19 protein-coding genes are annotated in these 14,782 nt (G+C 60.2%); 6 read left to right on the top strand and 13 right to left on the bottom strand.

Going from position 1 to position 14,782, the window contains the following annotated elements; genetic code table 11:
- Positions 1-49 precede the first annotated feature (49 nt).
- Genes B5527_RS29395 through B5527_RS29385 form a run of 3 tightly spaced genes read right to left on the bottom strand, consistent with a single transcriptional unit; the run spans position 50 to position 3,170 of the window.
- Positions 50-1,612, bottom strand: a complete 1,563-nt coding sequence (locus B5527_RS29395; protein ID WP_245332307.1) for a DHA2 family efflux MFS transporter permease subunit — start codon at positions 1,610-1,612, stop codon at positions 50-52.
- Complete coding sequence (locus B5527_RS29390; RefSeq protein WP_079604627.1) at positions 1,609-2,124, bottom strand: isoprenylcysteine carboxyl methyltransferase family protein; 516 nt, start codon at positions 2,122-2,124, stop codon at positions 1,609-1,611. Before B5527_RS29390 ends, B5527_RS29395 begins: the two co-directional genes overlap by 4 nt.
- A complete protein-coding gene (locus B5527_RS29385) occupies positions 2,121-3,170 on the bottom strand; it encodes a type III polyketide synthase (protein ID WP_079604626.1) in 1,050 nt (349 codons plus the stop codon). The genes B5527_RS29390 and B5527_RS29385 overlap by 4 nt, the downstream gene beginning before the upstream one ends.
- Before the next feature lie 558 nt (positions 3,171-3,728).
- Here B5527_RS29385 and B5527_RS29380 point away from each other — a divergent pair.
- Positions 3,729-3,968 (top strand): hypothetical protein, encoded by a 240-nt coding sequence (locus B5527_RS29380; protein ID WP_079604625.1) that lies wholly within the window; start codon positions 3,729-3,731, stop codon positions 3,966-3,968.
- 99 nt (positions 3,969-4,067) lie between these two features.
- Here B5527_RS29380 and B5527_RS29375 read toward each other — a convergent pair whose 3' ends face one another.
- Positions 4,068-4,328 (bottom strand): hypothetical protein, encoded by a 261-nt coding sequence (locus tag B5527_RS29375; RefSeq protein ID WP_079604624.1) that lies wholly within the window; start codon positions 4,326-4,328, stop codon positions 4,068-4,070.
- 275 nt (positions 4,329-4,603) lie between these two features.
- Positions 4,604-4,879: a hypothetical protein gene (locus B5527_RS29370; RefSeq protein ID WP_079604623.1), complete on the bottom strand. Its 276-nt coding sequence runs from the start codon at positions 4,877-4,879 to the stop codon at positions 4,604-4,606.
- Between the two features lie 240 nt (positions 4,880-5,119).
- Here B5527_RS29370 and B5527_RS29365 point away from each other — a divergent pair, with 240 nt between their 5' ends.
- Both B5527_RS29365 and greA read left to right on the top strand, forming a co-directional pair.
- Entirely contained in the window at positions 5,120-5,335 is a 216-nt protein-coding gene (locus B5527_RS29365; protein WP_079604622.1) for a hypothetical protein, read from the top strand.
- A 45-nt stretch (positions 5,336-5,380) separates the two neighbouring features.
- A complete protein-coding gene (gene greA, locus B5527_RS29360) occupies positions 5,381-5,842 on the top strand; it encodes a transcription elongation factor GreA (protein ID WP_079604621.1) in 462 nt (153 codons plus the stop codon).
- 62 nt (positions 5,843-5,904) lie between these two features.
- Here greA and B5527_RS29355 read toward each other — a convergent pair whose 3' ends face one another.
- Positions 5,905-6,717, bottom strand: a complete 813-nt coding sequence (locus tag B5527_RS29355) for an RMD1 family protein (protein WP_079604620.1) — start codon at positions 6,715-6,717, stop codon at positions 5,905-5,907.
- Between the two features lie 470 nt (positions 6,718-7,187).
- Between B5527_RS29355 and B5527_RS29350 the strand changes: the two genes are divergently transcribed.
- The gene (locus B5527_RS29350; protein ID WP_079607595.1) at positions 7,188-7,541 is read left to right on the top strand and encodes a phasin; all 354 of its coding nucleotides are present in this window, start codon (positions 7,188-7,190) and stop codon (positions 7,539-7,541) included.
- A 615-nt stretch (positions 7,542-8,156) separates the two neighbouring features.
- On the opposite strand, the gene B5527_RS29340 is transcribed toward B5527_RS29350, so the two are convergent.
- Positions 8,157-8,981 carry a 2-keto-4-pentenoate hydratase gene (locus tag B5527_RS29340; protein ID WP_079604618.1) on the bottom strand — a complete coding sequence of 275 codons (825 nt, stop codon included), beginning with the start codon at positions 8,979-8,981 and terminating at the stop codon, positions 8,157-8,159.
- 296 nt (positions 8,982-9,277) lie between these two features.
- Positions 9,278-9,502, bottom strand: a complete 225-nt coding sequence (locus tag B5527_RS44675) for a hypothetical protein (RefSeq protein ID WP_154072602.1) — start codon at positions 9,500-9,502, stop codon at positions 9,278-9,280.
- A 176-nt stretch (positions 9,503-9,678) separates the two neighbouring features.
- Between B5527_RS44675 and B5527_RS29330 the strand changes: the two genes are divergently transcribed.
- Positions 9,679-9,936 carry a DUF3606 domain-containing protein gene (locus B5527_RS29330; RefSeq protein ID WP_079604616.1) on the top strand — a complete coding sequence of 86 codons (258 nt, stop codon included), beginning with the start codon at positions 9,679-9,681 and terminating at the stop codon, positions 9,934-9,936.
- A gap of 113 nt (positions 9,937-10,049) precedes the next feature.
- On the opposite strand, the gene B5527_RS29325 is transcribed toward B5527_RS29330, so the two are convergent.
- Together B5527_RS29325 and B5527_RS29320 are read right to left on the bottom strand one after the other, a co-directional pair.
- Entirely contained in the window at positions 10,050-10,553 is a 504-nt protein-coding gene (locus B5527_RS29325) for a PRC-barrel domain-containing protein (protein ID WP_079604615.1), read from the bottom strand.
- A 167-nt stretch (positions 10,554-10,720) separates the two neighbouring features.
- Positions 10,721-11,410, bottom strand: a complete 690-nt coding sequence (locus B5527_RS29320) for a hypothetical protein (RefSeq protein WP_245332306.1) — start codon at positions 11,408-11,410, stop codon at positions 10,721-10,723.
- 371 nt (positions 11,411-11,781) lie between these two features.
- Here B5527_RS29320 and B5527_RS44670 point away from each other — a divergent pair, with 371 nt between their 5' ends.
- Positions 11,782-12,435, top strand: a complete 654-nt coding sequence (locus tag B5527_RS44670; RefSeq protein ID WP_154072601.1) for a hypothetical protein — start codon at positions 11,782-11,784, stop codon at positions 12,433-12,435.
- Positions 12,436-12,599: 164 nt separating this feature from the next.
- Here the strand turns inward: B5527_RS44670 and B5527_RS29310 are convergent, their stop codons facing one another.
- From B5527_RS29310 to B5527_RS29300, 3 genes are all read right to left on the bottom strand, one after another.
- A complete protein-coding gene (locus tag B5527_RS29310; RefSeq protein ID WP_154072600.1) occupies positions 12,600-12,818 on the bottom strand; it encodes a hypothetical protein in 219 nt (72 codons plus the stop codon).
- A gap of 184 nt (positions 12,819-13,002) precedes the next feature.
- On the bottom strand, positions 13,003-14,409 hold the full coding sequence (locus tag B5527_RS29305) for a TAXI family TRAP transporter solute-binding subunit (RefSeq protein ID WP_079604612.1): 1,407 nt from the start codon (positions 14,407-14,409) through the stop codon (positions 13,003-13,005).
- Between the two features lie 88 nt (positions 14,410-14,497).
- Entirely contained in the window at positions 14,498-14,725 is a 228-nt protein-coding gene (locus tag B5527_RS29300) for a hypothetical protein (RefSeq protein WP_079604611.1), read from the bottom strand.
- Positions 14,726-14,782: the final 57 nt, after the last annotated feature.

The following is a 14,782-nucleotide window of genomic DNA, read 5'->3' as shown; positions in this document are numbered from 1 at the left end:
TTGATTGGTTCCCCATAAGAATGCCAGAGCGCTGCGCTCGGCAGCGCTGTCAATCTTTCCGCACGTCCGCGTCCGAGTTTCGCGGTGGCTGCCCCGCGAACGGAACGAGCAAAAGTCCGAGCAGCGCCGCGATGGCGAGCAGGGCCCAGGCTTCGTTGGTGCTGATCGCGAAAGCCGCCTTCTCGACCATCGGACGAAGATAGGCTTCAACGGTAGCGTCCGACGCGCCAGGAGGCCGGTGCGTGAACAAGTTCAAATCGAGCCCGATCGCCCCCGCCGCCGTGATGTCGCCCGCGATCAGCCGGTCGCGCAGAGCTTCGGCGTGTCCGCCGGTCCGGCCATAGAGGATGGTGTCGATCAGGGCGATACCGATCGCGCCGCCGAGGTTTCGCATCAGGTTGAACAGGCCGCTTGCGTCGGGCACCTCGGCTTCGGCCAGCGCGCCCAGCGCAAGCCGCGTTGGCGGCAGCAGGCAGAACATGATGGCGACGCCGCGCAGGACTTGCGGCCAGAACATCTCGTGAAAATCGGCGACGCGGCTTTGCATTGCACTGCAACCCAGTCCGAGCGCGAACAAAGCGAACCCCGCCACCGATAACAGACGGGGATCGAGCCTGCTTTCCAGTGCGCCGGCAATCGGCGCGGTCACCAGCTGCGAGACGCCAGTGACGAGCATGATGGTACCGATTTCATAGGCGTCGTGGTGTCGAACGTAGGCGAGGAATACCGGCATGAGATAGACCGAGCCGAATAATCCGACCCCAAGACAAAAACTCAGCGCACAGCCGATCGCAAACGGACGAATCCTCAGCGTCGACAGTTCGATCAAGGGATGCGCGGCCTTGAGCGTTCTGACGGCGAAGCCGATTGCCGCGGCGACGCTCAGCAGAAACAGGCTGGAGCAGAGGAGAGAAAACCAGCCATCATGCGGGGCTTGCTTCAGGCCAATCTCCAGGCTGGCAAGCGAGATGGCCATCAGCGCGAGCGAGTATCCGTCGAGCGTGGCCAGCCTGGCGAAACAAGTTCTCGCGCGGGGCAACAGGAATGGCGTAGCGGCCGCCGCAATGACGCCGGGGGCGACGTTGATCAGAAACAGCCAATGCCAGGAATAGGTCTCGGTGATCCAGCCACCGACCACGGGCCCGATCGTGGGTGCCAGCACGGCCATAATGCCGGCCATCGTGGTGGCAACTGGATGCAAACGGATCGGAAACAGTAAGAAGACAGCAGAAAATACTGCCGGAATCAGTGTGCCCCCGGCGAAACCCTGCAGCACACGGAAGCTGACCAGCGTCAGAAAATTGCCGCTGAACGCGCAGCCGACGGACGCGAGCGTAAAGAGGCTGATCGCAGCAACGAACAGCCAGCGCAATGTCAGGACGCGCGTCAGCCATCCCGTCAGCGGAATGGCGATGATCTCGGAAATCAGATAGGCGGTTTGAATCCAGCTCATCGCATCCCGCGATATCGCGAGTGCATCCTGGATCGTGGGCAACGACGTCGCGACGACCTGAATGTCGAGGATCGCCATGAACATGCCGAGGCACATCAGGACGAAGCCTGACCACGTGGCAGCGCCGACCTTATCCGGCGCGGTAACTGACGCGCTCATCGCGCGCCGCGCTGCATCGTCTCACGAAACGCGGCGAGGGCGCGGTTTTCGGCTGCTATGCGGATCGCGAGAACCATGGCGTTGAGCGCCGTGAAGGCGGCGGCCAGCAGCGGCAGACCCAGAACCAGCGGAAGTACGGCGATCTCGCCAGCAACGACGGCGTAATTGGGATGCGACAAAAAGCGATAGGGTCCAGCCGACACCAGGCGTTGTTCCGGCAGAACAATAATCCGCGTCGTCCATCGCGAGCCGAGCGTCCACATCACCCAGAAACGAAAGCCCTGCAAGGCGAGATAGAGCAGCAGGGCAACGATATTTACCGGCTGATCGCGCGCCAGGACCCATAGCGATATCAGCCAGGCGCCGTGCACCGCGACGATCAACGGGTAATGCCCGGGCGCCGCCTCGACGGCGCCGCGGGCCAGCAGTTTGCGGGTGTTGGTGCTGGAAATGAGGAGTTCACCGGCACGCTGCAACGTGACGGCCCCGAGAATGATTTCGGCCGGTGTCACGCGGCGTGCCGCAGCGCGACGCAGCTTGCCGTGAAGCCGGGTCCAAGCGCCGTCAACAGCGAGCGTGCCGGCAACCCTTTCGCGCGCGCCTGTTCAAGCACGAACAGGATGGTGGGTGAGGACATGTTGCCATAGTCGGCGATAATCTGGCGTTCGTGGTCGAGCGAACCCCGATCGAGTGCCAGTGCGGTTTCCAGCGCGCTGACGACCTTGGCGCCCCCGGGATGGCAAATGTACCGGTCAATGTCGGCCATCGACAACTGCATGCGCGCAAGAATTTGCGCCACGGCGGGATTGAGATGCGCAATGACGAAATCGGGGATGGTACGGCGGAAGATAACGCCAAAGCCTTCCGGATCGACACTCCAGCCCATGATGCCGAGCGTATCGGGCCAAAGGTGTTCGCCGGCATCCTCGATCTGGGTCGCGCCGCCATCGCCCGCCCGCAATACGATCGCCGCTGCGCCGTCGCCGAACAGGCTGACGGCGACAATGTTGGCCTTGGTGAGTTCGTCGAGCCGAAGCGCAAGCGTGCAGAGCTCGATCGTCACCAGCAGCACGTTGGTACCCGGTCGCGACTGTGCAAGGCGGGAGGCGATCGACAAGCCCGAGGCCCCGCCCGCGCAGCCGAGGCCGAACACCGGCACGCGCGTGACGTCGGATCGGAAACCCATTCGTCGGGCAACACGGGCCTCCAGGCTTGGCGTCGCGATTCCGGTGGAGCTGACGGTGACGACGGTGTCGATATCGCTGCCGGCGAGGTTGGCACTTGCCAGCGCTTTCTCGGCGACGTCGACAAAAAGCGCCTCGGCGCCTCCAAGAAAGGCCTCGGTGCGCTCCGGCCAGCCCCGGGGCTCGAGATACCAGTCGAATGGCTTCACGCCATGTCGCTTGACGATTCCGGTATTCGAAAAAATGCTCGAAAACCTTTCGAACTCGGGAAAACGGGGACCGAACACATTCCAGGCTGCCGCCAGAACATCCTTCTGTAAGAAAGCGTGCGGAGGGACCGATGTCGCGAGGGAGACTAGGGCAGCCTTAGACATCGCGAAATCTCTCTCCAGCCGCTTTTGCGCTATTTAGCAAACATCGGCCCAGATCGTTTATTTCGATACTCCGCGAAAATCATGTGGCCGAATGGGTCACTAAAATGTGAGCCTGACCTACCTTCCCCTCGCAATCGGTTGCTGCAGCCGTTGAAGGCGCGTTCTTAACATTCCGGAAGTATGAAGGCGGCGCCCGATGGGCCCTATGTGGGCGCGTCTTCAAGGTTCGGTTGATCCGTTTGGGGCATCGGTCGGTGATGTGTGAAGAGGGGGCCACGCGGTCGCGCTGCGCACCAATGCGAGGTTCGCTGCGAACATCGTGTTCCATGCACATCGCGGCTTTGAAGAATCACCACGCGAGTCGCATCCAGCTGTGGCGAGGTCCACATGAAGAAGCCGGTCAAACCGTAGTCCACGACGCAAATCGTCACCCCGCCCGGTCGATGAGTCTCACGGGTAAATTCCGCGTCACTATCATCACCATTACAAGAGCATAATTGGGGGAATGTGAGTTCCGACACCACGTTTAGCCGACCGCGCAAATCAGGAGAAGAACGAATGAAATTTGCTTTGTTGGGTGCCGCGGCTGTCGCGGCAACGGCGCTGGTGGGCGCGTCTCAAGCGCAGCCGGTGATCTCGAATCCCGGCCGTTGCGCCCAGTACTATCCTGACGCCAATTGCCAGAATCTGGGGCCAGGCAATCCCTATACGGACGGCGGCTATCCATCCTGGCAAAACAACTATGCCTATATAGGACATCCGCCGGTGCATCACCGGCGCCGGCATTACCGCCATTGATCGATCCCGGCTGTCAGGTGACAATAGCAAAGGGCCCCGTATGGCGGCGGGGCCCTTTGATGTCGAAGGGGTACATCCGCCCTTCAACGTGAAAATCCGTTATTTTCCGCGACCGATGCCGGCGTCATTGTCGGCGGAAGGGTTGCGCGCAACGCCCTTGTTGGTGATGGTCTTTGTTACCGGACCGGTTGTTGCGGAACCGGTCGTCGTACCAGGCTTCAGATTGGACTTGGTGGAGTCCGTGCCGACTTTGCCCTCGCTCGACGCACCGGAAGCAGGTTGCATCTGTGCCGATGCGATAGTCGTGGCTCCGAACAGCGAGGCGACAACGAGGGCCGAGATAGCAAGCCTGTAACGCATGGGTATCTCCTCCTTCGATCAGTAAATCCTCCCTAATGGTGATGCGAGAAAGCTAACTTGCGGCATGGAAATAGGTTCCAGGCGACCGATGGCCTCCGGCTCATAAAATTTGCGCGTATCCTACCTGGAGGGCAGATCGGGCCACATTGTCAGCGTAAGCTTCGTTTCGCTGTGAGGCAGAAATCAAAAGCATCCCCTCGGACCACGTCCGAGGGGATGCTTTCGCGGATACGCGTCCTCATCGAAGGGGATCGTCAAACTTTCAGCGAAAAGCCTTACTTGGCGCCGGCATTGTTGCCTGCGTCCGGACCAACGTTGCCTTGGCCGGACGGATTGCGCGTGGTGCCCCTGCTCATTCCGGTGGTCGCGCCGGACTTCGTTTTGCTGGACTTCATCATCTTTCCGGACTTCATTTTGGTACCGGTGGCACCGGGTCCGACATTGCCTTCGCTGGATGCGCCGGGAGCCGGCTGTGTCTGTGCCGACGCGATCGCCGTCGCTCCGAACAATGAGGCGACCACGAGGGCTGAGATGGCGAGTTTGGATCGCATGAAATATCTCCGTTTTCGATCAACGATACGGGACTCAAAACTTGCAGCGCGGATTAGTGTTCCAAATCGTCCGCTGGTTTTTCGCGCCGGAACCGGTGGTCAGCATAGCGATGGAACCAGTAGCTGTGGACGGCATTGAATCGGGAAGAGGACCTGTCGTGAAGCGTGTGAGTGAATGGACCCATTGAAGGGCCGCGCGAGCGAGAAACCGTCCGCCTGGGAATATGAGGTCTGATTGCGATGCCCCGGGAAAACGATCTCGAAGGTGTGCAGGATCAGGGCGGCAAACATGGCGGCCAGAAGGGTATGCCGGAGCCCGGGCCCAGGCCTCCGCATGGTTCGGATCAAGTCATCATGCGCGATCAAAAGGGGGAAGAGCAGCCGCGCGATAAAGAACGCGCTCAGCAAGTCAGCCGGAAGGACAGGGGGGTCGACCCGCCGGGCGAAAAAGCGTGAGCCTCAAATCTGGCAAAGCCGCCTATGTGAAGGAGTCTAGCCGGCATGAGCAGAGCATTCGTGAGGGACCAGGACGACTCCATCGAGGACGTGTCTGATCGACCGGTTTCCGAGCACCCGAACGATGTCACCGAAACGGGGATGGCTGAGATCGAAGCCGCCCTCGCAGGGGCGCGGGCGGCTCATGCCACGGCCCTGGCTTCGTCCGATCGGCGGGCGATCGCCGCCGCAGCACGTGATTTGAGGTACTGGAGCGCACGGCGCGCGACCGCCCGATTAGTGCCGGCTCCCACCGACCGTTCGCGCGTGCGTTTCGGCACGACGGTCAGCATCATTCGCAACGACGGTCGCGAGCAAACCTTCCGGATCGTCGGGGAGGACGAGGCCGATCCCGCGAAAGGATCGATCTCGCACGTATCACCTCTGGCCCGGGCGATGCTTGGAAAAGGCATCGGCGAAGTCGTGAGAGCTGGAAACGACGACGCGGAAATCATTTCCATCAAATGACGGTACCCCGGCTTTCCTTGCGCCGTCCTCGTCCCCCGCAATGACGTTTGCGTTTTGCGGCGTCAGTGGCCCCTGGCGGCGTAAATCTGATAGAACGTGCCGACGATCTCGAATGCGATCAGCACGACCACGATGAGTTCAAGGCGCAGCGATCGGCGGGTATCGATGATATCAGCAAGCGTGTTGGCGGTTTCGGCCACCACGGCAAGTTTCCGGTTGAGGGCATCGACACGCTCCTTGAGTTCATATTCGTCCTCAAGCCGGGCATAGAGTCTCTCGAGATCGGGCCGGTCCCACAAAGCATCGGGTTTTTCAGCTACTGCCACACGGCCCGACACCCTGTGCTGGACCAGCAGTGCATTTCCGATCAGTTGCAAAATCCCTTTTCGATTCCGCCGGGTTCGTCCGTGATCGGCCAGTTCTTTCGCAAACGGCTCGATGATCTCCAGCACTTTGGCGGCTTCGCGCTCGTCGTGGGCAAGCACAACGCTTTTCGCCAGCACATCGGCAATGACAAGAAGCCTTTCAGGCGACATGTCTCGCAACTGAACCGGCCCTCCCGCCTGGACCTGATCCTCAATCTCACTGGAAAGCTCGGCTGTCGCCGTTTCCTCTTCGAAACGGGTCAACCGTCCTTCGATGCGCGGTGACAGCCTTTCCAGTAAGGTGACTTCTTCCTCCGGCGACAGATTGATCAGCACTACGACGCCATAGCGAAACAGTACGGCAACGCCTGCCTTGCCAACCCGGACCGCCAGAGGGACCGCCGAAAGCGCATCGCCTTCAAAGCCGGTGGTGTTGATTCGATCGCCGACGTGCAAAGCGTGGGCGGTCACCCGCCTGCCAAGCCGGTTTGCAAGAGGCGTTGGTATCATCGGCGGCTTCCTCTATCCCGTACGGATAGGAATGAGCCGTAGATAAGCCGAGCCGGGATGGCGACAAGGGCGCGGCTCCCAGCCTGGTTCAATCCCGTTTCCCGGCTGTCAGCAGCGCGACGCAGAAACCAGGCCAAGTCTAGCACCATCCAGGCGAGGTGAAACGCCGTCGGCAGGCAAATCGACCTGCATGCGCGCTGCTTAGTTCGCTGGGCCTGAAAGATTGCGCACCGGCTAACCGGGTCGAGGGGCAAGCCGCGCGGCTGCTGCTCGAAAGCAGCGAATTCGGCGGCGTGGTCGAGGCGGCGCAGCGGGCGGGATTGGGCGATGACGAACGCATGCGGCGGGCTTTCATGCGGCACCTCGGGATCTCGCCGAAGCCGGTTTGCGGATTGAACGGCCGGCCAACACCGCCAAGACGCCGCTTCCGAAATGTGCTAACTGCTCAATTCAAACGGGAGGATGCCGACATGACTGAACCGAAGCTGGAAGTGCCGGCCGAATTGCGCGATTTGGCCGAGAAGACCATCGATCAGGCGGAAAAGGCGTTTGGGATGTTTTTCGATGCCGCGAACAAATCGATGACGTCGATCCCAAATCCGGGAACGGAGATTTCCAAGCAGGCCTTGTCGTTCACCGAGCAGAATATGAAGGCTGCGTTCGACCATGCGCGGAAATTGGTTCACGCGACCGATCTTCAACAGGCCATGCAAATTCAATCGGAATTCTTGAAGAGTCAGTTTACCAATGCCGGCGAACATATGAGACAGATCACCGGCGGGGTCGTGTCTGCGGCCAAAGATGCGTCGAAGGGCAAATCTTGATGGCTGGGTAATGTGGGTATGTGGTCAGACACGTATACCCCAAAGATTTTTGCCCACAAAATAGCCTTGCATGGATTTGCGCCGTGGACTTCAATTGCTGCGCAGGTCCTTGACGGGCCACCGGGTGACGCCACTCGCCGTCTGTCAACTTTTCTGCTGATCCCTGTCGGCTTTAACTGGCAGGGATTTGCTTATGGGCCGCTGACAGATCGGCCCGACGTGTCCAGTCGCAGCCGACTCTGCGAATGCCGCAACTGGGCGCGCAATGCCTGAACGAAGTCGAGCTAGATGGTCTGCAAAAAGCTCTCATCCGAGGCGCAGGGGGCGCACCGGTAGGTCAGCAGATCGAAGTTCCGGTCTCGCGGCTCGATAAGGGCCAACCTCATCAGGGCGCCGCATTTAATGCAGGGCATCTCGATGCGGGTTTGAAAACGCGTGCAGGTCGGCGTCGGCCGAGGTATTTGCAGCATCGTATCCTCATGTCCCAAAGAAGAAACGCAAACGCCGCCCCGACTCGGACCACAGGGGCGCCGCTACAATGTCCGATTCCTGACGTAATTGAAATGGGGCTTCGACCAAGCCGCGTGCACAAAAGTTGAGCCTTGGAATCGGTGTTCAGGTAAAACGAAGCCGGACCGCGTCAAGCCCGATTCCGGTCGGCGCGGCGGTCCAAACCTCGCCGGCGACGACCGGCATCGCCTTGGTCAAGGTGCCGGTGCTGACGATCTCACCGGCCGCGAGCGGCGGATTGACGGGATCGGACGTCAGCAGACCGACGAGGTGACGCAGCGCCGAGAGAGGGCCGCCGAGCACGTTTTCGGCTCGTCCGCGGTCGACCAGCCGGCCGCCGCACCCCAGATCGATCTCGAACTCGGATAGCGTCCGCTGCCATTCCGCCGCGCGTGGCGCGAACGGATGCCGCGGCCCGATTAGCAGCGCCCCGTGCACGCCGTTGGCGGCGATGGTATCGGCGGCGGAAAATTTCCAACCCGGAAAGATCGACTGCACAATCTCAAAGCCGAGCGCGACCCACGCGACGCACGATAGCAAGGTCGTCTCGTCCATATGCGGTGAAGGCGAAGCCGCCAGGCCAAACACGATCTCGGGCTCGATGCGCGGTTCGGAAAATGGCGCCAGCGCCAGCGTTTCGACGTCAGCAAGGTCGTGCACGCTGTGGTCGAACACATAGCCCCAGATCGGCGCATGGACGCCGTACTCGGCCCAGATCGTGCGATTGGTGAATCCGATCTTGCGCCCGAGCACCTTGGCACCGTCTGCCTCGTACATTTGCCGCACCAGCGGCGTTACGCCGTAGGCATCGTCGACGCTGAGGCCCTGAGACCGGGAGGAGAAGGGCGGGATCTGCCGGCCGCCACACAGCGCCGCGAATGCTTCGGCCGCGACAGATTTAAGGTCGTCAGCGTTTTCGCCCTGGTCCATCTCGTCGCCTCCCCGTGTCCAGGATCTCGCGCTCGCGCCAGCAAGCTCGCACACGACACGATGCCCGGCAAGGTGAGCTTGGCAAATGCGAAAGGCAGCGGAATGTGGCCGGCCATTGGGGGACTTTCTCAGCCGCCCCGGCGGACACATCGATCTGCCCCTGGTCCGCTTGGTCGCCGGTCAATGAATTCGCAGTTCAAGCGGCAAATGCAACTCCTTCGAGCATTCTACCTCGGAACATTTTTTCCTGCGCGGGATTGTCACAACGCATATCAAAATGGAGAACTCATATGAAATTATGTTTTGCTGTTATCGCGACCGCCGCGTTGCTCGGAACTGCGTTGCCGGCGTTTGCGGAAGAAGTTGGCGTGGGTGTGGGACCGGTCGGCGTGACCGTCGGCGAAGGTCATGGCGACCGCGATGTCGTCCGCGAGCGTGAAGTGATTCGCGACCGCGACGATCACCGCGATCGTGATGCGGTCATCATCAAAAAGGGCGATCATGATCGGGACGTCGATCACGACCGCCGCAAAGTCATCATCGATCACGACTGATCTTCACGAACTTTGAACAATTGGACGACAGGGCCGCCTTCGGGCGGCCTTTGTCGTATCTGCTCTTGAGACGTCGGGCGGTCAAACGGCAAATGGAACGAAGCTCCCCGAATGCCGTTAGTGTTTAATGAGGGAATGCCGCCATGCATCGCGTCAAACATCCGCCGGTTCGCAACAAGATTGACCTGACCGATCCGGGCCAGGTCCGTGCATGGACCCGGCGGCTGCACGTTTCCGCTGATGCGCTGAAGACCGTTGTCGGCAAGGTGGGTAACTCCGTGTCAGCGGTGACCAAGGAAATTGAACTGCAGCGAGTCAATCACCAGCCATGCGCTGTGCCTCCGGTGCCGAACTCAATTTCCAGCCCGTCTGCCGAAGGCGAATTGCCGGCGCCCGTTTGATATTCCCTTGCCGGCCGGAGTTCGGTGCGGTTTCCTAAATCGACGCAGTTCTTGAATCCAGTTCGCAACAAAATCGCCCCGCCGTTGTGGCAGGGCGGTTCGTTGGTTCGGCCTCAGTTATACTTGAACTGCGGCATTGCCTTCAGTTGATCTTTGGTGGCGTTGTAGATCGCGTGGTCGGGATACCACTTCTCGTCGGTCGCTCGCTCCGGCCGGTTGGCGCGATTGGCTTCGCCGGTCGTCGTGTTGGCGCCGACGGTGGACTTGTCCGCGGGCGTGGTTGATGTTGACGAGGTGCGCACCGGCTCATTGACGAATTTCAACTTCTCCATCGGCACCGCGACGTAGTGTTCGCCCATGCCGAGAAAGCCGCCAACGCCAAGCACGACGTCGTCGACCTTCCCGGAATTGTCGACGATCAGTTCCTGAATGTCGCCGATTTTCTCGTTGTTGTTATTGTACACATTGACGCCGATCAGCTTGGAAGAGCGGAACTGACCCTCCTTGTGGACGGCGGTATTGACGTTGGAACGATCGGTGGTGGCGTTCTCCGCAAACGCCGCTCCGGTCAGAAGGGCGGTGCCGAGCAGAGCCGCCGCCAGATATTTCGATCTCATTTTAGCCTCCAGTGAAAAGTTAAGTTGTCGAAGGTGGTTGTTGGTTGGCCTAAATCGGCGGCTCAGTGGTGCAGCAGCATGATCAGGATGATCAGCGGGATCGGTATTCCTAGTAGCCACAGAAGAATCGGCATGGTTCTCTCCTTTCGGTTTGTTCTGATGATGATTTAACGACGCGATGCGCTCTTGCCCCAGGTGCCGTCACGAAGGCCTCCGCCTTCGGTCGCTGCCAGCGCAGCCGAGAAAGCTCCGATGAACAGCGAAAGCGTTAGCCAGATTGCGAGATGCTCAGCCGCCTTGCGGGCTTTATCGAGATCCGCCTTGACCTGCGCGATCACGTCGCTGACGCGCTTGTCGGCTTCGGCCGGGCTGAGCCCGGTTCGCGCCGCAACCACCTTCGCGATATAGCTGCGGTCGGCTGCTGAGGGTTCGGCGCCGTTTCGGAAGTCGGCGGTAAACAGGCGCGTTAGTTCGCGCCGCGTGTCGCCGCTATTGCCGGTGTTGTCGGCAGTCAGATTATCGCGCCGCAGCAGCGTGTCCACATAGCCGTCCATGGGACCACTCGCCTGCGAGGAGACTGCCTGCATCGCGCTTGACGCGGCACCGCCCAACAACGAGGTCGCGGGAGAGGCAAGAAGGATCGCGCCGAGCACGGATGCCAGCGCCCACGCAAGGAAACCGTGCGCGGTATCGCGGAAGTGAACTTCGGTGCTCTGAACACCAATCCACCGGTTACGCAGCCGCCCTGCCAGATAGCCACCCAGCGCTGACGAGATCATTGCCATCACGATGAAGTAGAGTCCGGTGCCGATCTCGAAGCTTGTTGCGGAGACGCCGGAATTGGTCCAAGGCGACACCACGGAAAGTCCAAGCCCAGCTCCGAATGACAACAAGACCAATGTTAATGCACAGGAAGCAACTGCGCCGGCCATGATGGCCGCCCAGGAAACCCCCGCCACCGACGGCTCTACAACGTCGTCTATCACCCCAACGGGGCGCATCACTTGTTCCATAAAAAAATCTCCCAGCATTTTGATTTGACTAACGGGGAAATGTTGGAAGGTGAGAAAGGTTCCTCGCACGAAACTTGATGGACCTTGGGAACGGCCATCGGACTCTTACGTTCTTCCCCGGTTAGATACTTCAAGTCGTCGACTGACTGCAGCGCTGCAATGGCTCCACTTCGGCGGGCCGATCCTGTTTCCGGTGAAGGCCCGCGCTGCCCGCTTTGTTCGCTTATCTGATTGCTGTCGGACTTCTTCTTGGGGGCGGTTACGGCGCGTTAAGCTGGCTCGGCGCACCGGAGCCGGCGAAGGTGGTTGCGGCAAAGGCCAAGCCAAAGCCAACTCCGCATTACGAAGCAAATCCGGAAGCAGCGTCTTCCGAAGCTAGTTCCTCCGCAGAAAGCGTCTCTGAGCCGAGCTCCTCAGCTCGCGATAGTGCTGCATCTGGTGCGAGTGAACAGCCGCCGTCGCTGCGGCCCCAGGTGAATCTAGCGGCGGGCGAGCAGGGCGCGAAGGCAGAGGTTTCAGGGCCGGCGCAGGATCAGCAAAGCCGTTCCGCCATCGCCGAGGTTTCGCCAGCCGAACCTAGCCAACACGCTGAGGCCGCTCCGGCCGAAGATGCCGCGCAAGAAGCAACGCATCCGGCCCAGGCCGTGCCGTCGGTTTCGCCGAACAAGCAACAAATTACTTCATCCACTGCCGCTGTCTCGGTCGCAAAACCGATGAAGCGGCCGCACTTGCGGCAAGCCCATTCTGAAAAACCCGCGCTCGCCCTGATGACCTTGCGCACGATCGAGTTTCCCGATGGCCGCCGCATAACCCAACTGATTCCCTACCACAACGGCGAGCCTGCTCTGGAATTTCCGCCGGACCGATAACGGACCGATCGCGGTTGAGTCATTCGCCGATGGATCGCTTGTAGCCCTTAAGCGCGGCCAGTTGTCTGGCGCTGGCAAAATTAAAATACCGGCCTAAGATCGCCCCGACAAAAAAAGCCGCGACACCCCCGTCGGGATATCGCGGCCTTCTAGTCGAAGGAAATTTACTTCTTGGTGCTGCTGTCTTTCGGCGCATCGCTCTTCATGCTGTCGTCGGACTTCGTGCTCTTCTTCGTCTTGCTTTTCTTCATCTTGGCATTGGAATCCATCGGACTATTGGTCTTCATGGTTTCCTGGCTCGCCGGGCCGGTGGTCTGAGCGGAAGCGACCGATACGCTTCCCACGAGAGCCGCGCAGCACGCCGCAATAAGCAAGTTTCGCATTTTAGTCTCCTGTTGGAATAAACGCCCATAGAGAATGAAATCGGGAGTTTTCGGTTCCATAACGCCCTTGCAAAATTACCTCGAAGCAGGGGTTCTCGTTTTTTTTGCTGTAAGTGCCCGTAAATGTACGCTTTTTTCAGCCGGCTTGTTCCTGCTATATGCCGCCGTGGGCGGCAGGCGTTGGCTATTGCCGGCTCCGAAAGCGCACGAGATCCGGGGTGATGTCGCCTAACGCCGTACGTCTGTCCACGACGGCACGGTGAAACTGTTCGAACGCCAGACCGAATGCCGCGAGATCGCCTTCTTCGAGCGCGCCGCCATCATAGGAATTGAGGGCTTCACGAAGAATGCCGTCAACCTCGCGCTGCATTTCGTTCAGTTGTTGGGCGGAATTTCCGTCCCGCGCCTGGGTGATCAGAGCCAGCACCCGATCCCGCAATGCGATGGTGCTGGTCTTTTCGTCCCTCTTCAGATAGCTGCGCAGCCAGGCTCCGGCCGAGCCGAGCCCGGACAGGAGCAGGAACGCGCCCCACATATAGTCGCTGTATTTCTCGAGGAAGGTCCGCTCGGTGCCGTCGATATAAGCCGCCGCGCCGCGATGGGCCGGTAACGCCGCATCCTTGTCGGTGTCGGGCGTCTCGATGTTGGCAGCCCCGGGCAATTCCTTTTCCAGAGACCGGCGCGCCGCGAACAGCTGTCTGGTGAGCGTTGCCACCGTCGTCTCGGATAACACCCGTCGCGCGACCATCAGATGATTGACGCTGACGGTCTCGATTTTATCGTCTGGCCGCGCCGGCGACGAACTAAAGGTGCTCCCGGGGATCTCCTCGGATTCATAAAGCGGATGCCTCTGGGCGATCGCTTCGGACACATCGATCGGGAGAAACTTGGGTTCGCCGCGATCGCGGGCTGTGGCGGCGATGGCTTCGGAGGTAATCTTGCTGTCCAGCGGGCCGACCGCCATGAAGGCATCCAGGGTCGGATCGCGCGCCATCTCATTGATCTGTTTTGTGTCGAACTGAACCACCTCGACCTTGTCGGCAACGATGCCGGATTCGTTAAGAATCACGTGTAGCAGCGTCACATTGGCCGGAGTTCTGCCGACCACGCCAATGCGGTGTCCCGGCAGATCGTCGAGACTCTTGATCTTGGGCGCCGGAGTTTTTTTGGATCCTTGGGCCGGCAGACCGGAAGGAGCCCAGAGAACGACGACATTCTTGCGCAGGATCGCAACCGATTGGGCGTCCGCCGGCATATCGAGATCGCCCCGGGTCACGGCGAGATCAGTCTTTGACGCGCCCAGCAGCGCGATGCTTTCAGCCGCGCCGTCGGTTGGGATCACTGCAAGGCGGACGCTGCTTCGATCGCGCGCAAAAGTCTGCGCCAGCGCCTGAATCAATTTTTGATCGTCGCTTCCGGCAGGTCCCACCGCGATACGCAGGATCTCAGGCCGCAAGGCGAAGTAGAGGGCTCCGGCCGCCGCGACAAAAATAAACATTCCGGCAAGCAGAATGAAAAGCGAGAGGCTTCGTCTATTTTCGCGAAGCAGCGGCGCCAGCATCGGTTGTTCGGTTGGGTCAGTAGAAGACATTAATATTTCGACCGCTGACCGCACGGCTGGCAAGGGGAGCCATCGCTCGCGTGAATTCTGTCACCCCCGCACCCTTCGGCGTTCGCACCTAGCAATCAATGGCGTTCCTCTTGCCGACGGTGCAGTAATCGCGGACGGTTTTCCGAACCATCTTTGTGAGGCGGTCGGTGAAATCTTCGTCATCCAGCAATTTGCTGGCGTCGGCCCCGGCGCGCGCGGTCGCGGGCGATGATATCTGGCCGGCGAAAATCACCAGATTCAGCAGCGTTGTTGTAAGGGCAAGAAGCAGGACCAAAACCACCCATTTTCCGGACATTCTGCCCCCCAGAATAAAAGCGCGCGGCTGCGCACCCTCGAACCCGAATCAAAGCGC

The organism is Bradyrhizobium erythrophlei (assembly GCF_900129425.1).
Taxonomy (GTDB): domain Bacteria; phylum Pseudomonadota; class Alphaproteobacteria; order Rhizobiales; family Xanthobacteraceae; genus Bradyrhizobium; species Bradyrhizobium erythrophlei_C.
Note: the sequence above shows the minus strand (reverse complement) of the source record. Positions and strands in the feature narration are given on the sequence as shown.